This is a genomic window from Pseudomonas sp. OV546, assembly GCF_900116845.1.
Classification (GTDB): domain Bacteria; phylum Pseudomonadota; class Gammaproteobacteria; order Pseudomonadales; family Pseudomonadaceae; genus Aquipseudomonas; species Aquipseudomonas petroselini.
Genome location: NZ_FPCE01000007.1, coordinates 1 through 18,471 on the forward strand (window position 1 = coordinate 1; position 18,471 = coordinate 18,471).

Here is an 18,471-nt window from a genome sequence, read left to right on the forward strand (position 1 = left end):
AGTCGCTGGAAACATTGAATCGCACAAGCACTCGCGCCAACGCTTCACCGTCGGCTACTGACACAACACAGTTAAAACTGTGGGAGGGGGCTTGCTCCCGATGGCGGTGGGTCAGTTGGAATATCGTTGACTGAACCACCGCCATCGGGGGCAAGCCCCCTCCCACATTGGGATTTTCAAGTTGCTGGAAACGTTGAATCGCACAAGCACTCGCACCGAACGCTTCACCGTCGGCTACTGACACAACACAGTTAAAACTGTGGGAGGGGGCTTGCTCCCGATGGCGGTGGGTCAGTTGAAATATCGTTGACTGAACCACCGCCATCGGGAGCAAGCCCCCTCCCACATTGGGATCTTCAAGTCGCTGGAAACATTGAATCGCACAAGCACTCGCGCCAACGCTTCACCGTCGGCTACTGACACAACACAGTTAAAACTGTGGGAGGGGGCTTGCCCCCGATGGCGGTGGGTCAGTTGAAATATCGTTGACTGAACCACCGCTATCGGGGGCAAGCCCCCTCCCACATTGGGATTTTCAAGTCGCTGGAAACGTTGAATCGCCCAAGCACTCGCACCGAACGCTTCACCGTCGGCTACTGACACAACACAGTTGATCTTCAGCGCTACGGTTGTTGTGCTTGGCTCACTAACCAAACCATTAAGGCTTCGAGCCCCGCCGATGGTTTGGTGTCCGGTGGATACACCAGGTAATACCCCATCCCCGTCGGTACCCTCAGTTCAAACGGCGTCGCCAATCGCCCCGCTTTCAAATCCTCGCCAATCAACGCACTGTCGCCAATCGCCACGCCCGAACCTTGGGACGCCACCGTCATCGCCAGATCCAGCGTTTCAAAATGATGCCCCTGGCTCAAATTGTTCAGCCGCGTATTCGCCGCCTTCAGCCACAACGCCCAATCCCGCTCATCGCGCGTGGGGTGCAGCAGTACCTGTTGCTGCAGGTCGGCCGGTGTGTGCAAGCCACCGAGCAACGCCGGCGCGCAGACCGGGGTGAGTTGCTCATCGAACAGGTGCCGGGCCTCAGCCGACTGCTCGGCGATGGGCGCATAGATCACCGCCGCGTCGAATTGCTCACGGCGAAAGTCCACGGTGTAGGCCACGGTGGTGGTGAGTTCCACCGGCACGTCGGGGCGCTCCCGCTGCCATTGCATCAGGCGCGGCAGCAGCCAGCGCATCACACAGGTGGAGGCCTTGAGTTGCAGGGTCTGGCGGCGATTGCCGATCTGCTCGACCGCCTCACTGATCAGGCCGAACACCTGGTGGGCGCGCAGTGACCATTCGCGGCCCTCTTCGGTCAGGCTCAAGCCGCGCGCCTGGCGTTGGAACAGCGCGTAGCCCAAATGGCTTTCCAACCCGGCAATCTGCCGGCTCACCGCGCCTTGGGTGATGTGCAATTGCTCGGCGGCGCGGGTGAAATTGCAGCACTGGGCCGTGACCCAGAAGGTGTGCAGCGCAGGCAGTGGCGGGAGGCGTTTCATAACAGGCGGAGCCATGACGTGAGGACATGGCTAGTATGACTTTTTATCGATTGTTGTCGCTACCGGCCAGCCGCTCCAATAGCGCCTCGAATCCATAACAAGAGCGACCTCTATGGCGACCTGCGGCGAAGTATTGGTCAACCTCCTGGAAGGCTACGGCGTGGACCAGGTGTTTGGCATCCCTGGCGTGCACACCGTGGAGTTGTACCGCGGCCTGGCCCGTTCCAGCATCCGTCACGTCACCCCGCGCCACGAACAGGGCGCCGGTTTCATGGCCGACGGTTATGCGCGCACCCGTGGCAAGCCCGGCGTGTGCTTCATCATCACCGGCCCCGGCATGACCAATATCACCACCGCCATGGGCCAGGCCTATGCCGACTCGATCCCGATGCTGGTGATTTCCAGCGTGCAGTCACGCAGCCAATTAGGCGGCGGGCGCGGTAAGTTGCACGAGCTGCCGAACCAGGGCGCGATGATGGCCGGCGTGGCGGCGTTCTCCCACACCTTGATGTCGGCGGCGGAATTACCCGGCGTGTTGGCGCGGGCCTTTGCGTTATTCCAGGCCGGACGACCACGACCGGTGCATATCGAAATCCCGCTGGATGTGTTGGTGGAAAATGCCGACGCACTGCTCGGCAGTGAGCCCGTCAGCGTGGCCCGTGCCGGTGCGGCGCCGTCGGCGGTCAAGCAGATGAGCCAGTTGCTCGCGGCGGCCAAGCGGCCCTTGATTCTGGCAGGTGGCGGCGCCATCGACGCGGCCCCGACACTGACGCAATTGGCCGAGGCGCTCGGCGCGCCGGTGGCCCTGACCATCAACGCCAAAGGCCTGCTGCCCGCACGCCACCCGCTGCTGATCGGCTCGACCCAGACCCTGGTCGCCACCCGTGCGTTGGTGGCCGAAGCAGACGTGGTGTTGGCCATCGGCACCGAGCTGGCGGAGACCGACTACGACGTCACCTTCGCCGGCGGTTTCGAGATTCCCGGAGCCTTGCTGCGCATCGACATCGACCCGGACCAGACCGTGCGCAACTACCCGCCACAGGTGGCGCTGGTGGCCGACGCACAGATCGCCGCCGAGGCGTTGGTGAACGCGCTGAGCAGCCAACCATTGCCGCCACGCAACAGTGCCTGGGGCGCTGAACGTGTCGCACGCTTGTGGACCGAACTGGACCCTGCCTGGGACGCCGCCACCCGTGCGCAAACCCTGTTCCTCGACACTGTGTTGGACACACTGCCCAACGCCGTGCTGGTCGGCGACTCGACCCAACCGGTGTACAGCGGCAACCTGACCCTGAACCTCGACCACCCGCGCCGCTGGTTCAACTCGTCCACCGGCTACGGCACCTTGGGCTACGCCCTGCCCGCCGCCATCGGCGCCTGGCTGGGGCGTGGCGATGGGCAACCGGTGGTGTGCCTGATCGGCGACGGCGGCCTGCAATTCACCCTGCCGGAACTGGCCAGCGCCGTGGAAGCACGCACGCCGATCATCGTGCTGCTGTGGAATAACCACGGCTATGAAGAGATCAAGAAATACATGCTCAACCGTGCCATCGAGCCGGTCGGCGTGGACATCTACACCCCGGACTTTATGGGTGTGGCCAAGGCACTGGGCTGTGCGGCCGAAAGCATCCAGGGCATCGAGCAACTGCGCACGGCATTGCGCAACGCCGCTGATCGCCAGGGACCGACACTGATTGAAATCGACCAAGGCCAGTGGATGCGGGAGGTGGCGCAATGAGCCCGGTCGTGAACGGTGTGTATATCAACGGTGAGTGGCGTGCCGGAGAGGCCGTGCTGGAGGTGATCAACCCGGCCACCGAGGCCATCCTGGCCCAGGTCAGCGTCGGCAATGCGGGCACCGTGAGCCTGGCGGTCGACGCCGCCAGCGCAGCCCTCGCCGACTGGTCGAAAAGCACCGGCCGCGATCGCGCCGCCCTGCTGCGCAGGATCGCCCAGGGCGTGGGCGAGCAGCGCGAACAGTTGACGCACCTGCAGTCGAGCAACAACGGCAAGCCGCTATTTGAAGCCGCGATCGATGTGGACGACGTGATCGCCACCTTCGAGTATTACGCCACGGTGGCCGACGACCTGGACGCCGGCCAGGACCGCCCGGTGGCGCTGCCCAGCGCTGACTTCAGCGCACGCCTGCGTCGCGAACCGTGCGGCGTGGTGGGGCTGATCGTGCCGTGGAATTTCCCGATGGTGACCACCGCCTGGAAACTCGCCCCGGCCCTGGCGGCCGGTTGCTGCGTGGTGCTCAAGCCATCGGAAGTCACACCGTTGGCGGAGTTGCAGTTGGCGCGGATTATCGCCGAAGCAGGCGTACCGGCCGGGGTGTTCAACCTGGTGTGTGGCACCGGCCTGGACGTCGGCGCGCCGTTGGCGGCAGACCGTCGAGTAGCGAAGATCTCCTTTACCGGCAGTAACGCCGTCGGTGTGCAGGTGATGCAACGCGCGGCCGAAACCATCAAGGGCGTGAGCCTGGAATTGGGCGGCAAATCTTCATTGTTGGTGCTGGCGGATGCCGACTTGGACCTGGCGGTGGAACTGGCCTGTGGCGGTGGATTTTTCAACGCTGGGCAGATGTGTTCAGCCACCAGTCGCGTGCTGGTGGCTGACAGCCTGGCGGATGAATTCCTGCAGCGTGTTCAGGCACGCGCTGAAAGCATTCGCGTGGCCGACCCCTTTGCCGATGAAGTAGAAATGGGCGCGCTGATCAACCGCGTGCAGTATCAGCGGGTGCTGGGGCATATCCAGCGCGGCATCGAAGACGGCGCCCGTTTGCTCTGCGGCGGTGAGCGCCCGGCGGATCTGCCGAAGGGCTTTTTCATTCGCCCCACCGTGTTCACCGATGTGCCGCTGGACAGCGCGTTGTGGAACGAAGAAATCTTCGGCCCAGTCCTGTGTGTACGACGGTTCGCGACTGAGGACGAGGCCATCGCACTGGCCAACAACAGCGATTTCGGCTTGGTGGCGAGCGTGGTCAGCCGTGACAACGAAACCGCCGAGCGCGTGGCGAATGCCTTGCAGGCCGGGCTGGTGTGGATCAACGCGCCGCAAGTGATCTTTGCGCAAGCGGCGTGGGGCGGTTACAAGCAGAGCAGCATCGGCCGCGAGCTAGGGCCGTGGGGGTTGGCGGCGTTTCAGGAGATCAAGCATGTGATCAGATCCAACTGAGGGCGCAGGTCAAATGTGGGAGGGGGCTTGCCCCCGATGGCGGTGTGTCAGTCAACAATGTTCTGACTGAACCACTGCTATCGGGGGCTCGCCCTCTCCCACATATTGATCAGCGCAATTTTTAGATAGACCTAGCGACTTTCTCATTTGCCCCACTCCCCCGCCCATGGCCTGATGCCCCCTTGTTCACTCAAGGCCGTCCCATGGAAACCGTTCACACCAAACCCACCACCGCCCTGTGGCTGATGATCAGCGTCGTGCTGGTCGCCCTCAACCTGCGCCCGTCGATGGCCGCCGTGGGCCCGCTGTTGTCGTCGATTCGCACCGATGTGCCGTTGAGTTTCAGCAGCGCCGCCTTGCTGACGATGTTGCCGGTGATGGCCATGGGCTTGGCGATGTTCTTTGGCATGGGCCTGGCCAAGCGCTTTGGCGAGCACCGCAGCATCGTGGTGTCGCTGCTGGTGATTGGCGTGGCCACGCTGTCGCGGTTGTTCCTCGACTCGGCGCTGGAGTTGATCGTCAGTGCCATCGCCGCCGGGGTGGGGATTGCGATGATCCAGGCGTTGATGCCGGCGCTGATCAAATCGCGGTTCAGCGATAACGTCTCGCTGTTCATGGGCCTGTACGTCACCGCGATCATGGGCGGTGCGGCACTGGCGGCGTCGTTTGCGCCCTTCGTGCAAGTGCAGACCGGCAGTTGGCGCATTGGCCTGGCGATCTGGGCCGTGCTCGCCGTGCTGGCCCTGGTGTTCTGGTATGCGCAGCGCTCAGCGCTGCCGCCCCTGCCCCAAGCCGGCGCCGGCCCTCAAGAATCGTTTTTCGGCAATGGCCGCGCCTGGTTGCTGGCAGTCTTCTTTGGCCTGGGCACCGCGTCCTATACCTGCGTACTCGCCTGGCTCGCGCCGTACTACGTGGAGCAAGGCTGGAGCGAACAGAACGCCGGGTTGCTGCTGGGCTTTTTGACGGCCATGGAAGTGGTGTCCGGCTTGGTCACGCCCGCCATCGCCAACCGCCGCCAGGATAAACGCGGGGTGGTGGCCGTGCTGCTGGTGCTGATCATCCTCGGTTTCTGCGGCTTGATCCTCAGCCCGCAACACCTGAGCCTGCTGTGGCCTTGCCTGCTGGGCCTGGGCATCGGCGGCCTGTTCCCGATGAGCCTGATCCTGTCCCTCGACCACCTCGACAACCCGCGCCGCGCCGGTGGCCTCACCGCGTTTGTGCAAGGTATTGGCTACCTGATTGCCGGGCTGTCGCCGCTGATCGCCGGGATGATCCGCGACCAGCTGGGCAGCTTCGAATGGGCCTGGTGGTCGCTGACGGCAGTGATCGTGGTGATGCTGCTGATCGTCGTGCGTTTTAACCCCAAGCATTACGCGCACCATATCCGCTGAGGTCGTGTTGCAAACAGTATTTGTCCCACAGCAAACATAGAAATGCCCTACAGCGCTTTCTATTGGCACGTCCGTTCCGTTAAGCTTTTGCGCTGTCTTGTACTGAGTTCGGTACAACGGGTTTACGGACGAAACCGATGTTAAACAGTAACTTGCTCAGAAAACTCGATATGCAGGACTTGATGGTGTTTATCGCCGTCTACGATCAGAGCAGCGTTACCGAGGTGTCCGAAACGCTGTTTGTCAGCCAGTCCACCGTGAGCTACAGCTTGAAGAAGCTGCGCACCAGTTTTGAAGACGAACTGTTTATCAACACCCGGGCGGGCATGCGGCCGACGTACAAGGCCACCACCATGTACGGCCATGTGCAGAAGATCCTCGAAAGCATCAACCTGTGCCACGCCGGTGGCCAGGCCTTCGACCCGACCCAGAAAGCCGTGACGTTCAATGTCTGCGCGCCGGAATACTTCGAACAGTTGATCCTGCCGCGCCTGTTGAAACACTTCGATCACGCCGACCTGCCGGTGATCGTCAATGTGCAGAAACTGGAAACCGACATCCCCGCCGATGACCTGCGTGAGGGTCGCCTGGACCTGGTGATCTGCTTCGGCCCCAACTTCCACCGTGCCCATAAAGACTTCCGCACCCAGATGTTGCTGGAGGACGATCTGGTGTGCGTCTTCGATAAGCGCTCGGCACCGCGGGAAGCGGCCTTCAGCCTGCAATCCTTCGTCCAGCGGCGCCATGTATTCCCCACGCCGTGGACCTCCGACACCAACATGATCGACGGCTGGCTGGCGCGCCAGGCGCACAAGCGCCAAGTGATCGCCCGCGCCAACAGCTACGGCGCGGCGCTGAAGATGATCACCGGCACCGACTTCATCGTCACCCTGCCGCGCCGCGTGCAAAAACTGCTGGCGCCCGCGACGGTGTTCGGCCATTGCGAAGTGCCCAACGGCTTGCCGGGGTTCACGCTGGAGATGCAGTGGAATGAAACCAGTGAACAGGACAGTGCCAATACCTGGTTTCGTGAGCAGGTGGTGAAGGTGTGCGCGGATCAGGGGTTACTCTAACGTCTGTGGCGAGGCGCTTGCTCCCGTTGGACCGGGCTGGCGCTCCAGTGCGAAGCGCTCCCAAGATGTTGGGGCCGCTGCGCAGCCCAGCGGGAGCAAGCTCCCTCGCCACAGTTGATGGTGTGTCAGCCAATGGCGACTTTGCTGTAGGACTCGCGATCCATATCTATCACCTGGACGCTCAGCTGAACCTGGATATCCGCCGGCCAATCGCCCAGATCCTGCAGTGCTGCCAGCAGGCTCTCCGACAGCTGTTTCTTGACCTGTGGCGACCGCCCACTGAGCAGTGACAGCCTCACCGCCATAAAGCCACGCGGGTCGAGAGAGGTGCCGACCTGGAAACTCTCGACCTTGAGCGCTCGGCTTTTGATATCGAACTCGGAACCAAACTGCCCGGACGCCATCAGCACGTTGTTGAGCCTTAGCAGTGTTTTCTCAACGGCCAGGTTCGTCAGGTTGGCGGTGTATTCCAAGTGCAGATGTGGCATGGAGGGCTCCGAATTTGTTGTAGGAAGATTTGTAGATATATCACGTGAGTCAGGCCTGGGTCGCCAACCCTCGATCACTCATAAACGCCTCGAGCCGCGAACGCACCCAGCGCTCGGCCGGGTCGGTGTCCACATGGCTGAGCCAGACCATGGACAAATCCAGGGTCGGCGTCTCGAACGGAAACGGCTCGCAGAACAGGTGGCCCGACACCGCCATGGCCTCGGCGGTGTAGTCCGGCAGGCTGGCGATCAGGTCCGTGCCGGCCAGCAAGGCCGGCAGCGCGCTGTATTGCGGCACCGACAGCACCACGTGGCGTTTTCGACCGATTTCCGCCAGCCACTCATCGGCAAAGCCCGACACGTTGGCGGTGTGAGACACCAGCACATGGGGCCGTGAGCAATATTCATCGAGGGTCAGCGGTGTGTCCGACGCATCGGCGCGCAGCAAGCGTGGGCGGATATGGCGCAGCAGCTTGCGCTTGGCATTGGCCGGCAGGCCACGGGTCTGGGTGATGCCGACGGTGATATCGCCGGAGGCCAACAAATCGGGAATGCGCCAGTAGTCCACATGCTGCACCACGAACACCACTTGCGGCGCTTCCTGGCGCAAGGCGCGCAGCAGCGGTGGCAGCAGGCCGAACTCGACATCATCGGACAGGCCGATGCGGAACGTCATGGTGCTGACGGACGGGTCGAAATCGTGGGTCAGGCTCAAGGCCGACGACAACGAATCCAGGGCCGGCGACAGGTGCTGGATGATTTCCTCGGCCCGCGCGGTGGGCTCCATGCGGTGGCCGACGCGAATGAACAGCGGGTCGTTGAACAGCGTGCGCAAGCGGTTGAGGGCCGAACTGATGGTCGGCTGGCCGAGAAACAGCTTCTCCGCCACCCGCGTCACATTGCGCTCAAGCATCAACGCTTCGAACACCACCATCAGGTTGATGTCGGCCTTGCGTAATTCATTGCGATTCATCGGCGCCAGCCCCTTTCCCCAAGCCAAGCCGCAGTTTAGAAAGCGCGGGGGGCTGCGTCTATGCGCACACTGTTCATCCAGGCGCTTTGCGACTATAAATCAGCTCTCAATGGTCACAGGAACACCGCCGTGCTGGTCATTCTTGCCTTAAGCATCCTGCTCGGCGGCGTTTTGCTCTGGGCCATCAAGTTCATCGCTCATCCCACCGCCAGGACACTGCTGCGCGCCTTTGTCGGGTTATGCCTGGCGGCGGTCGTGGCTTATCTGGTGCTGGCTTCCGGGTTTCCGACTTCGCTGCTGGTCTGAGCCGCCTCCTGGCCCTGGCGCAGACGCAATGCCGCCAACGCGGCCACCACCAGCACCAGCGCAATCACTTTCAAGCCGTTCATCGCATTGCCGGTGCTCATCTCGATCGCGCCCATCACCGACGGCCCGACAAACCCGCCCAACAGCCCGCAGGCGTTGACGAACCCCAGCCCGCCCGCCAGTGCCACGCCCTTGAGACGCGAGGCCGGGTACAGAAAGATGATCGACTGCACCACAAAGAACATCACCGCCGACAGGCAAAAGCCCAGCAGGCTGAACACCGGCCCCGACACCGACGCAATGCCCAACCCCAGCGCCATGGTCAGCAGCCCGGTGACCAACAGTCGACGGCAACGCCCCGGCGTCGTGGCGAAACGCGGGATCAGTACCGCGCCGAGTGCCGCCGCGATCCAGGGCAAGGAGGTCAGCAGGCCAACGCTCATGGTGCTCAGTTCGCCGTACTTGCTGATGATGCTCGGCAGGAAAAAGATCACCGTGTAGATAGTGATCTGATGGCAAAAGTACACAAAGATCGCCAGCAGGATTTGTGGGGTCAGCCAGTTTTTCAACGAGTGCCCGCCCTCGCCCGCGCCCTCTTCGGTTTCCAGCGCGATGCGTTGTTCGATCCCGCGTGCTTCCTCGGCCGACAGCCAGGGCGCCTTGCTCGGACGGTCCGGCAGTTTGCGCCACACCACCCAGGCGAACGCCACGGCCGGCAAGCCTTCCAGCAGGAACATCCACTGCCAGCCGTGCCAGCCGAGCATACCGTCCATGCGCATCAAGGCGGCGCCCACCGGGCCGCCGATGATGTTGGCGAAGCACACGCCGAGCAGGAAATAACCGGTAGCGCGCGCCCGTTGTTCGCGGTTGAACCAGTAGGTCAGGTACAGCATCACGCCTGGAAACAGACCGGCCTCGGCAATCCCCAGCAACAGGCGCAGCACGTAGAACGAGGTCTCGCCCTGCACAAAGGCCATGGCCGCCGAGATCAGGCCCCAGGTCACCATGATCCGCGCAATCCAGAAGCGGGCGCCGACCTTGTGCATGATCAGGTTGCTGGGGATTTCCGACAGCGCATAGGTCAGGAAAAACAGCCCCGCGCCCAGTCCATAGGCCGCGGCGGAAATGCCCAGGTCGACATCCAGGTGATGCTTGGCCAAGGCAATGTTGGTGCGGTCCAGGAAGCTCAGGATGTAGGCGATGATCAGCAAGGGCATCAGCTTGACGAACATCAGTTTGTTCAACGCCTGCGGCTCGCGGGCGTGGGGGGCGGAAGTCATCGGCAATTCCTCTTGGCGCCCCGCCAGCCAGGCTGGGGGGCGCATCGGTGTTGTTCTAGGAGTCGAGTTGCACAACCAACGCCTGGGGGCGATGGGAAAACAGTTGCAGCAGCGCGCCGCCCAGGGCGCAGCCGGCCATCACGAAGAAACACACGGTGTAACCGTGCAGCGTGGTCCAACCGCCGCCCATGGCGATCAGGCTGCCCATCAGCACCGGCGCCAGGCCGCCGCCGATGAACATCGCTGTGGTGATGATGCCGTTGGCGGTGGAGGTCGCCGACGGCTCGGCCGAGTCGCAGGCCACCGCGTAGTAGATCGGCCACACCGCATTGGCGACCAGGCCGAACAGCAGTTGCACAACGATGATCAACGTCAGGGTATTGGCGAAGTAGAACGCGCCGACACTCGCCGCCATCCACAGCCCGCAGATGATCAGGGTGGTGCGCCGGCCGATGATGTCCGACAGCGACGGCCACACCAGTTGCCCGAGGATGCCGGTGAGGGTGAACACCACGCTCATCCCTGCCGACTCGGCCAATGACAGCCCGGCGATATTGTAGAGGTAGGCCGGCAGCACGATGTTCACGCCCATGTACACCACCTGCGTGAGCATGGTGTTACCGGCCGTGAGGGCGATATTGCGGTTGCGCAAGGTGGCGACAAAGGTGCGCCAGGCTTCGCCTTTGACTTGGCTGGCCGGCGCGTTGTCCGGCGGGGTCATGCCTTTGGCGGCGATGTCGACGTACAGCGCGGTGATGCGCTCGGCGGTGGAATAACGCGCCCAGAAGATCATCAACGGCAGCGCCACCACAAAGGCAAAGAAGAACACATAACGCCAGTTGTCCTCGCCAAACACCGTGATGACAAAACTCGCGACGATGCCGCTGAGCATCGCGCCAATCGGGTAGCCGGTGTGGTGCGCGCCCAGGGCAAAGCCGCGACGTTCCACCGGCCACCATTCGGCGGTGTTGCTGACGCCGACCGGCTCGCCCCAGCCGGCGCCGAGGTTGACGCCGACTCGCAGGGCAATGAAGGTGGCGAGGTTGCCGCTCAACGCCTTGAAGCCAGACAGGAACGAAATCGCCGTGTAGCCCAGCACCAGCGGTACCTGGAAGCGCGCACGTTTCCAGCCGCCACCGTAGCGGTCGCTCCACATCGAGCCGGGGATATCCAGCAACGCCAAGGCCAGCATGACCACCGTGGCCACGGTGCCCCATTGATCGGCGGACAAATCGAAATGCTTGGAGATGGTCGGCCCCAGGCGCAATACGATCTCACGGTCGTAGGCGTTGAGGATCCAGATCATCCAGCAGACCAGCAGGGATACCCAGGAATGCCGGTGAATGCTGCGCAGCGACGCTTTTTTTATAGTTGCCATGGGCCTCTCCAGGCGCGTAAGGGCGCGCACTGACACAAGGTTGCGAAGGAATATGCCTTTTTGAACACACGCGCTAGCTGGCGAACCGTCGCTCGGCTATTCCTTGCACGCCCAACCCGGTAATGGCGAACAGCGCTCCGCGCTGCTGGCCGTCTGCCGGGAAACGCGGCAGCGGCGGCTTGGCCATAGAGGTCACAAACAGGGTGTCGAGGTTCGGCCCGCCGAAGGTCAGGCTGGTGACCTTTTTCACCGGCATCTGGATGACGCGGTCGACCTGCCCCTCCGGGGTGTAGCGCACCAGCTTCCCGGCGTAGACCAGGGCTTGCCACAGGCACCCTTCGGCGTCCACGGTGCAGCCGTCGGCGGCGCCACCGCCGCCGGTGTCGACCTTGGCGAAGGTGCGGCGGTTGCTCACATTGCCCGTGGCGAGGTCATAGTCGTAGGCCCAGATCTCGCCGGACCAGGTGTCGCAGAAGTAGAAGGTCTCTCCCGACGGGCTCCAGCAAGGGCCGTTGGACACGATGATGCCTTCGTCCAGGGTGTGCAGGCTCAGGTCGGCGTCCAGGCGGTAAAGCTTGGCGCTGGCGTTGTCTTCAAGCGTGTCCATCGAACCGAAGATGAAACGGCCCTGCCGGTCGACCTTGCCGTCGTTGAGGCGGTTATCGGGCAGGTGCGGTTCCGGGTCGATGACCAGGTTGAGCTCACCGCTGCTGAGGTCCAGTGTGTGCACGCCGTTCTGCAGCGCGACAATCGCAGACTCGCCAGCGTGGCGCAGGGCCATGGAGCCGATCTTCTGGCCCACCTCCCAGGCGCGCAACTCGCGGCCATCCTCGGTGCAGCGCAGGATGCGGCCGTCGGCGCTGTCGATCCAATACAAACGTTGTTGCTCGACGTCCCACACCGGGCCTTCGCCCAGGGTGGTCTTGACGTCCACAAGCACTTCGATACGCATGGTGATCCCCTTATTGTTGTTGTGCGGGATGCAGGCCGCGCCTTGACGCGGCGGTTTTTCGGGTTAGAAATTGACTTGGTCGCGCCCCTTGAGCCCGAGGATTTCCCGCGCTTCATCCGGCGTGGCGACCCGATGCCCGAGGGCTTCGATCACCGTGCGAATACGCCGTACCTGGTCGGCATTCGACGCCGCCAGCTTGCCCGGGCCATCCCACAGCGAATCCTCCAGGCCGACACGGGCGTTACTGCCCATGGACAGGCCCATGGTCGCCAGCGGAATCTGCCCACGCCCGGCGCCGAGGATCGACCACACGTAGTCGTCGCCGAACAGGCGGTCGGCGGTGCGGCGCATGTGTGCCAAGTCCTCCGGGTGGCCGCCGATGCCGCCGCGCAGGCCGAACACCGACTGGATAAACAACGGCGGCTTGAGCAGGCCGCGTTCGAGGAAATGCGCGGCGGTGTACAGGTGGCCGATGTCATAGCACTCGATCTCAAACCGCGTGCGGTTCTCGGCGCACGAATTGAGGATGTGGGTGATGTCGCGGAAGGTGTTGCGAAAAATCCGGTCGTCACTCTCTTCCAGGTAAGGCCGTTCCCAGTCGTGCTTGAACTCGGTAAAGCGGTTGAGCATTTCGTAGAGGCCGAAGTTCATCGAGCCCATGTTCAGCGAGGCCAGTTCCGGCTTGAACTGCATCACCGGTTGCAGGCGTTCCTCCACGCCCATGGTCGGTGCGCCGCCGGTGGTGATGTTGATCACCACGTCGCTGGCGGCCTTGATGTGCGGCAGGAATTCGGCGAACAGCGCCGGGTCCTGGCTGGGGCGGCCGTCAACCGGGTCACGGGCATGCAGGTGGACAATCGCGGCGCCAGCCTCGGCGGCGCCGATGGCGGCATCGGCAATTTCCTGCGCGGTAATCGGTAAATGCGGCGACATCGACGGCGTGTGAATCGCACCGGTGACGGCACAGGTAATGATGACAGGACGATTTTTGGACATGACGAATCTCCGACTTTTATTCTTATGAAAAAAATCCTGGGTACAGCGCGATATGTTCTTCCGTGGCTTACAGGTACTCGACGTTACCGTCGACGCTGATCGCCTGGCCGGTCACGTTGCGTGCGGCGGGCGAACAGAGGAACAAGGCCATGGCTGCCACGTCTTCGGCGGTGACCATGCGCTTGAGGGAAATCTTGTTGAGGTATTCCTGGCGCATCTCGGCTTCGGGCACGCCGACCTGTTCGGCACGCGCGCGGATCACACCGTCCATGCGCGGGCCTTCGACGATGCCGGGCAGCAAGGCGTTGACGCGGATATCGCTCTCGCCCAGCTCCGACGCCAGGGATTTCATCAAACCGACAATCGCCCATTTGGTCGCCGCATACGGCGTGCGCCACGCGTAGCCCAAGCGCCCCGCCACCGAGGCGATATGCAGCAGGTGGCCGTGGGATGATTCCTTGAGCATCGGCACCGCGTGGTGGGCAAACCGGTACTGCGCAGTGAGATTGATGTTGATGGTGGCTTGCCACTCGGCGTCGCTGATCGCATCGATGCCGCCGGTAGGCCCGGCGATCCCGGCGTTGTTGACCAGCACATCAAGGCCGCCGAAATGCTCGCGCTGTACCTTGAACACCGCCTCGATCTGCGCGGCATCACTGACGTCGGCGCGGGTGGCGACGGTGCCCGGGTATTTGTCGCGAAACGCGGCCAGGGCTGGCTCGCTCACATCACACACATGCACCTGGGCACCGGCTTCCAGATACGCCGCCGCCAGCACTTCACCGATGCCGGCAGCCCCGCCGGAAATCAATACACGTAACCCAGGATAGGGCTGCAGCCGCTGTAGGACACTCATGCTCGTTTACCTCCTGAAGCAGACGACCGCGAACGGTCGCTCTTGACGAGCAGGCGCGCCAGGGAATCGGCGGCCTGCATGATGTCATCGGTCACCGCCGCGCGTGCACCGGCGCCATCACGGGCAGCCAGGGCCTCGACAATGCGCGTGTGCGCCTCCATCGAGCGTTGCAGGTGAGCTTTATCCGGGGCGACCAGCGCAAAGCACGGGCCCATGTGCAGCCAGAAGTTTTCCACGGCGGCCATGGTCAACTCGGCCTGGGCCACGGCGTAGATACGCCGGTGAAAGGCAAAGTTGGTCCACAGGTAGCGCGACACGTCGACTTCGTCGGCGGCGTGCTGCATTTGCTGGCACAGGTCGGTGATTTCATCGAGGTCGGCCTTTTGCAGGAGCAGCACGGCTTTTTCCGCCAGCAGCCCTTCAAGGGCGACCCGCGCATCACGAATTTCGCGCAGGCGTTCGACCGTCATAAGGCGTACACGCAGACGGGACGTTTCGGTGACTTCAAAGGCGTTTTCGGCGCTGAGGCGTTGCAGGGCTTCGCGCACCGGCATCGGGCTGGAACCGAGGGCTTCGGCGAGGCCGCGAATGGTGAGTTTCTGGCCGGGCTGGAAACGGCCACTCATCAATGCTTCGCGGATCTGGCGATAGACCTGGTCTTGCAAGGTATCGCGGGACACCTGGCGCAGGGTGGGCAGGAGGAGCGGACCATCTGTCATGAGGCAAAACCTGTGTTGTCGTTCTTATGGCCTCAATATGTGATCACAAATCAAATATGTCAAATAGTTTCCCATCTCCAAATCGCACGCACAAACAGCTGATGAATTTTCGACTGCACTGCCGATTGATAGCCAACGAACATCAATCCATTTAAATTTGTCACTTTTCATTTCTAAATGTGTCAGCCACTATTCCAGGTCTTAAGCGAGACAAGCACTTCAAAAAGAACGCTGGAGACACAAAACCATGACTAGCCCTACCCGACCCAACTCTGCCCACTCGAAAGTTGGTGCGGTATTCCGCGTTACTTCGGGCAACTTCCTCGAACAGTTCGACTTCTTTCTGTTCGGTTTCTACGCCACCTATATCGCTGCCGCGTTCTTCCCCTCCGCTAATGAGTTTGCATCATTAATGATGACCTTCGCCGTGTTCGGCGCGGGCTTCCTGATGCGGCCGTTGGGCGCGATTATTTTGGGTGCCTACATCGATGACGTCGGTCGCCGCAAAGGGCTGATCGTGACGCTGTCGATCATGGCCAGCGGCACGCTGCTGATCGTGCTGGTGCCCGGTTATCACACCATTGGCTTGTGGGCGCCCTTGCTGGTGCTGCTGGGCCGCCTGCTGCAAGGTTTCTCGGCCGGCGCGGAATTGGGCGGCGTGTCGGTGTACCTGTCTGAAATGGCGACACCGGGCCGCAAAGGTTTCTACACCAGCTGGCAATCGGGCAGCCAACAGATCTCTATCGTGGTCGCCGCCGCGCTGGGTTATGGCCTGAACGTATGGATGGAGCCGGCGGTGGTAGCCGATTGGGGCTGGCGCATTCCGTTCGCCATCGGCTGCGTGATTATCCCGTTCATTTTCATCCTGCGTCGCAGCCTGCAGGAAACCGAAGAGTTCGCCAACCGCAAGCATCGCCCGACCATGCGCGAAGTGCTGGCAACCCTGGCGAAAAACTGGACGGTGGTGATTGGCGGCATGTTGATGGTGGCCATGACCACCACTGCGTTCTACCTGATCACCGTGTACGCGCCGACCTTCGGCAAGACCGTGCTGCAACTGAGCACTTCCGATGCCCTGCTGGTGACGTTGCTGGTGGCCGTGTCGAACTTTGTCTGGCTGCCGATCGGCGGTACGTTGAGCGACCGTTTTGGCCGCAAGCCGGTACTGATCGCCATGACTGCGCTGACCGTTCTCACCGCTTATCCAGCGCTGTCCTACGTGGTGAATTCGCCAAGCTTCGCCCATATGCTGGAAACCCTGCTGTGGTTCTCCTTCCTCTACGGCATGTACAACGGCGCGATGATCCCGGCGCTGACCGAAATCATGCCGGTGGAAGTGCGCGTGGCGGGCTTCTCCCTGGCCTACAGCCTGGCAACGGCGATCTTCGGCGGCTTTACCCCGGCGATTTCCACCTGGTTCATCCACATCACCGAAGACAAGGCCTCGCCGGCCTACTGGCTGATGTTCGCCGCGCTGTGCGCCCTGTGTTCGACCCTGGCGCTGTATCGCCGCGCCAATGCCCGTGGGCAAGTCATGCAGGGGGCCGCGTGATGAAGCCACTGCTCAAGACCCTGACGGCCCTGACCCTCGGCGCCCTGGCGCTGACGGCCCAGGCCGAACAGCTCAAGGTGATGACCTCCGGCGGCTTCACTGCCGCGTATAAATTGCTCGGCCCGCAGTACGCCAAGCAAAGCGGCGACAGCCTGGACACCATTCTCGGCCCGTCGATGGGCAAGGCGCCGGAAGCGATTCCCAACCGCCTGGCCCGTGGCGAACACGCCGACGTGGTGATCATGGTCGGCTACGCCCTGGATGAGTTGATCAAGCAAGGCAAGGTCGATCCGGCCTCCCGTGTGGAACTGGCGGACTCGCGCATCGGCCTGGTGGTGAAGGCAGGCGTGCCAAAGCCTGCCATCGGGACTGACGCCGAACTGAAAGCCGTGCTGAGTCAAGCCAAATCCGTGGCGTACTCGGACAGCGCCAGCGGTGTGTATGTCGAGAAAGAGCTGTTCAAGAAGCTCGGCATGCCCGCCAAGGGCACCATGATCGAACGCCTCCCGGTGGCCGAACAGGTCGCCAAGGGAGACTACGAAGTGGGCTTGCAGCAGGTGGCGGAATTGTTGCCGGTGCCGGGTGTGACCTATGTCGGCAAGATCCCGGAGGACGTGCAATCGGTGACGCGCTTTGCGGCGGGTATTCCGGTCAACGCCGAGCACCCGACGCGGGCCAAGGCGCTGCTGCATTACCTGGCGTCGCCCGAGGCGCAACCGGTGGTGCAATCCACCGGCCTGGACTCGGTGTCACGCTGAGCGAAACGGCATCTCACGCACTAACCGCTCCAACTCCAGCGCCGCCGGTGGCAATGTCCGCCCGCGGCGTTTGATCAAACCCACATTGCGCATCACCTGTGGCTCCACCAACGGCACACTCACCAGAATCGGGTGTTCCAGCGCCGGCATCGCAATCGACGGTACCATCGCCACGCCCAGCCCGGCCTCCACCAGCCCGATCATCGTAGTCACGTGGTGCGTCTCGCAGATACTCGGCTTTTTCACCCGCACGCCACGCAAGGCCTGGTCCAGCAGGCTGCGGTTGCCGGAGGTTTTGTCGACGGTGATGTAGTCGTACTCATAGGCTTCGGTCCAGGTCACGCTGTCGCGCTGGGCCAGCGGGTGGTCGCGGCGACAGGCCAGGACATAGCGCTCCTGCAACAGCAGTTCGAACTCCACTTCATCGGCCAGGCTACCGCTGAAACTCACGCCAAAATCCGCCTCGCCACTCTCCACCGCATTGCACACCTCACCCGCACTGGCATCCAGCACCCGCAGGCGAATCTTCGGGTACAGCTTGTGGAATTCGGAGATCACGTGGGGCATGAAGTAATACGCGGTGGACGGCACACAGGCGATGGTCACATTGCCCATGCGCGTGGACGCGACATTGCTGATGCCCATCAATGCCACATCAAGATCGTCGAGCATGCGTTCGACCTGGGGCAGGAATGCGCGGCCGACCATGGTCAGGCTGACCCGCCGGGTGGTGCGTTCGAACAGTTTTACGTCGAGGGCGGTTTCGAGCTTTTCGATCCGCCGGCTCAGGGCCGGTTGCGAGATGCGGATGGCCTCGGCGGCGCCTCGGAAACTGCCCTTGTCTACCACGGCGCGGAAGGCCTGGAGGTCGTTGAGGTCGAAGTTGATGATCACGGGAGGGAAGCCAGAGTGGTCGGGGTGGTGGGCATTATCGTATGGGAGCCGGTGGGGCGCCATGCATGGCAGAAAGGTTTGCGGTAATAACCCTACTACAAATATGAAGTCATACATATCAATAGGTTATCGGCCGTCTGCGGCCACGCAATCGTCGAAATGGGTCAATACTTGCGGCCTGA

The 18,471-nt window shown here is 62.5% G+C and carries 17 protein-coding genes; 7 read left to right on the top strand and 10 right to left on the bottom strand.

Going from position 1 to position 18,471, the window contains the following annotated elements:
- Positions 1 to 623 precede the first annotated feature (623 nt).
- Positions 624 to 1,496, bottom strand: a complete 873-nt coding sequence (locus BM403_RS16725) for a LysR substrate-binding domain-containing protein (protein ID WP_093543810.1) — start codon at positions 1,494 to 1,496, stop codon at positions 624 to 626.
- A gap of 112 nt (positions 1,497 to 1,608) precedes the next feature.
- On the opposite strand from BM403_RS16725, the gene BM403_RS16730 reads away from it, so the two are divergent.
- From BM403_RS16730 to BM403_RS16745, 4 genes are all read left to right on the top strand, one after another.
- Positions 1,609 to 3,234, top strand: a complete 1,626-nt coding sequence (locus tag BM403_RS16730) for a 5-guanidino-2-oxopentanoate decarboxylase (RefSeq protein ID WP_093543812.1) — start codon at positions 1,609 to 1,611, stop codon at positions 3,232 to 3,234.
- Positions 3,231 to 4,673 carry an aldehyde dehydrogenase family protein gene (locus tag BM403_RS16735; RefSeq protein WP_093543814.1) on the top strand — a complete coding sequence of 481 codons (1,443 nt, stop codon included), beginning with the start codon at positions 3,231 to 3,233 and terminating at the stop codon, positions 4,671 to 4,673. Before BM403_RS16730 ends, BM403_RS16735 begins: the two co-directional genes overlap by 4 nt.
- Positions 4,674 to 4,876: 203 nt before the next feature.
- Positions 4,877 to 6,064: a cyanate transporter gene (locus BM403_RS16740; RefSeq protein WP_093543817.1), complete on the top strand. Its 1,188-nt coding sequence runs from the start codon at positions 4,877 to 4,879 to the stop codon at positions 6,062 to 6,064.
- 137 nt (positions 6,065 to 6,201) lie between these two features.
- Positions 6,202 to 7,137, top strand: coding sequence for a LysR family transcriptional regulator (locus tag BM403_RS16745; RefSeq protein WP_093543819.1), 936 nt, complete (start codon positions 6,202 to 6,204; stop codon positions 7,135 to 7,137).
- Between the two features lie 125 nt (positions 7,138 to 7,262).
- Here the strand turns inward: BM403_RS16745 and BM403_RS16750 are convergent, their stop codons facing one another.
- The gene (locus BM403_RS16750; RefSeq protein ID WP_093543821.1) at positions 7,263 to 7,625 is read right to left on the bottom strand and encodes a 5-carboxymethyl-2-hydroxymuconate Delta-isomerase; all 363 of its coding nucleotides are present in this window, start codon (positions 7,623 to 7,625) and stop codon (positions 7,263 to 7,265) included.
- 49 nt (positions 7,626 to 7,674) lie between these two features.
- Complete coding sequence (locus BM403_RS16755; protein WP_012722791.1) at positions 7,675 to 8,598, bottom strand: LysR substrate-binding domain-containing protein; 924 nt, start codon at positions 8,596 to 8,598, stop codon at positions 7,675 to 7,677.
- Positions 8,599 to 8,658: 60 nt separating this feature from the next.
- Here BM403_RS16755 and BM403_RS31555 point away from each other — a divergent pair, with 60 nt between their 5' ends.
- On the top strand, positions 8,659 to 8,904 hold the full coding sequence (locus tag BM403_RS31555) for a hypothetical protein (protein WP_139237981.1): 246 nt from the start codon (positions 8,659 to 8,661) through the stop codon (positions 8,902 to 8,904).
- Here BM403_RS31555 and BM403_RS16760 read toward each other — a convergent pair.
- The 6 genes from BM403_RS16760 to BM403_RS16785 all read right to left on the bottom strand — a co-directional run bounded on the left by BM403_RS16760 (position 8,859) and on the right by BM403_RS16785 (position 15,085).
- Entirely contained in the window at positions 8,859 to 10,184 is a 1,326-nt protein-coding gene (locus BM403_RS16760; RefSeq protein WP_093544165.1) for an MFS transporter, read from the bottom strand. The genes BM403_RS31555 and BM403_RS16760 overlap by 46 nt on opposite strands.
- Positions 10,185 to 10,239: 55 nt before the next feature.
- Entirely contained in the window at positions 10,240 to 11,562 is a 1,323-nt protein-coding gene (locus BM403_RS16765) for an MFS transporter (RefSeq protein ID WP_046034536.1), read from the bottom strand.
- 73 nt (positions 11,563 to 11,635) lie between these two features.
- Positions 11,636 to 12,514 (bottom strand): SMP-30/gluconolactonase/LRE family protein, encoded by an 879-nt coding sequence (locus BM403_RS16770; RefSeq protein WP_093543824.1) that lies wholly within the window; start codon positions 12,512 to 12,514, stop codon positions 11,636 to 11,638.
- Positions 12,515 to 12,577: 63 nt separating this feature from the next.
- Complete coding sequence (locus tag BM403_RS16775; protein WP_093543826.1) at positions 12,578 to 13,510, bottom strand: 3,5-dioxohexanoate:acetyl-CoA acetone transferase; 933 nt, start codon at positions 13,508 to 13,510, stop codon at positions 12,578 to 12,580.
- A gap of 67 nt (positions 13,511 to 13,577) precedes the next feature.
- The gene (locus BM403_RS16780) at positions 13,578 to 14,366 is read right to left on the bottom strand and encodes an SDR family oxidoreductase (protein WP_012722787.1); all 789 of its coding nucleotides are present in this window, start codon (positions 14,364 to 14,366) and stop codon (positions 13,578 to 13,580) included.
- Positions 14,363 to 15,085, bottom strand: a complete 723-nt coding sequence (locus BM403_RS16785; protein WP_012722786.1) for a GntR family transcriptional regulator — start codon at positions 15,083 to 15,085, stop codon at positions 14,363 to 14,365. The genes BM403_RS16780 and BM403_RS16785 overlap by 4 nt, the downstream gene beginning before the upstream one ends.
- A gap of 247 nt (positions 15,086 to 15,332) precedes the next feature.
- Between BM403_RS16785 and BM403_RS16790 the strand changes: the two genes are divergently transcribed.
- Positions 15,333 to 16,637: an MFS transporter gene (locus tag BM403_RS16790; protein WP_012722785.1), complete on the top strand. Its 1,305-nt coding sequence runs from the start codon at positions 15,333 to 15,335 to the stop codon at positions 16,635 to 16,637.
- Positions 16,637 to 17,395: a substrate-binding domain-containing protein gene (locus BM403_RS16795; protein ID WP_093543828.1), complete on the top strand. Its 759-nt coding sequence runs from the start codon at positions 16,637 to 16,639 to the stop codon at positions 17,393 to 17,395. Before BM403_RS16790 ends, BM403_RS16795 begins: the two co-directional genes overlap by 1 nt.
- On the opposite strand, the gene BM403_RS16800 is transcribed toward BM403_RS16795, so the two are convergent.
- Positions 17,387 to 18,289, bottom strand: a complete 903-nt coding sequence (locus BM403_RS16800; protein WP_012722783.1) for a LysR family transcriptional regulator — start codon at positions 18,287 to 18,289, stop codon at positions 17,387 to 17,389. The genes BM403_RS16795 and BM403_RS16800 overlap by 9 nt on opposite strands.
- Between the last annotated feature and the right edge of the window lie 182 nt (positions 18,290 to 18,471).

What these genes read in the sequence shown, in the direction of transcription:
- BM403_RS16725 (WP_093543810.1), bottom strand. Translation starts at nt 1,496, where the DNA reads ATGAAACGCCTCCCGCCACTGCCTGCGCTGCACACCTTCTGGGTCACG.
- BM403_RS16730 (WP_093543812.1), top strand. Translation starts at nt 1,609, where the DNA reads ATGGCGACCTGCGGCGAAGTATTGGTCAACCTCCTGGAAGGCTACGGC.
- BM403_RS16735 (WP_093543814.1), top strand. Translation starts at nt 3,231, where the DNA reads ATGAGCCCGGTCGTGAACGGTGTGTATATCAACGGTGAGTGGCGTGCC.
- BM403_RS16740 (WP_093543817.1), top strand. Translation starts at nt 4,877, where the DNA reads ATGGAAACCGTTCACACCAAACCCACCACCGCCCTGTGGCTGATGATC.
- BM403_RS16745 (WP_093543819.1), top strand. Translation starts at nt 6,202, where the DNA reads ATGTTAAACAGTAACTTGCTCAGAAAACTCGATATGCAGGACTTGATG.
- BM403_RS16750 (WP_093543821.1), bottom strand. Translation starts at nt 7,625, where the DNA reads ATGCCACATCTGCACTTGGAATACACCGCCAACCTGACGAACCTGGCC.
- BM403_RS16755 (WP_012722791.1), bottom strand. Translation starts at nt 8,598, where the DNA reads ATGAATCGCAATGAATTACGCAAGGCCGACATCAACCTGATGGTGGTG.
- BM403_RS31555 (WP_139237981.1), top strand. Translation starts at nt 8,659, where the DNA reads ATGCGCACACTGTTCATCCAGGCGCTTTGCGACTATAAATCAGCTCTC.
- BM403_RS16760 (WP_093544165.1), bottom strand. Translation starts at nt 10,184, where the DNA reads ATGACTTCCGCCCCCCACGCCCGCGAGCCGCAGGCGTTGAACAAACTG.
- BM403_RS16765 (WP_046034536.1), bottom strand. Translation starts at nt 11,562, where the DNA reads ATGGCAACTATAAAAAAAGCGTCGCTGCGCAGCATTCACCGGCATTCC.
- BM403_RS16770 (WP_093543824.1), bottom strand. Translation starts at nt 12,514, where the DNA reads ATGCGTATCGAAGTGCTTGTGGACGTCAAGACCACCCTGGGCGAAGGC.
- BM403_RS16775 (WP_093543826.1), bottom strand. Translation starts at nt 13,510, where the DNA reads ATGTCCAAAAATCGTCCTGTCATCATTACCTGTGCCGTCACCGGTGCG.
- BM403_RS16780 (WP_012722787.1), bottom strand. Translation starts at nt 14,366, where the DNA reads ATGAGTGTCCTACAGCGGCTGCAGCCCTATCCTGGGTTACGTGTATTG.
- BM403_RS16785 (WP_012722786.1), bottom strand. Translation starts at nt 15,085, where the DNA reads ATGACAGATGGTCCGCTCCTCCTGCCCACCCTGCGCCAGGTGTCCCGC.
- BM403_RS16790 (WP_012722785.1), top strand. Translation starts at nt 15,333, where the DNA reads ATGACTAGCCCTACCCGACCCAACTCTGCCCACTCGAAAGTTGGTGCG.
- BM403_RS16795 (WP_093543828.1), top strand. Translation starts at nt 16,637, where the DNA reads ATGAAGCCACTGCTCAAGACCCTGACGGCCCTGACCCTCGGCGCCCTG.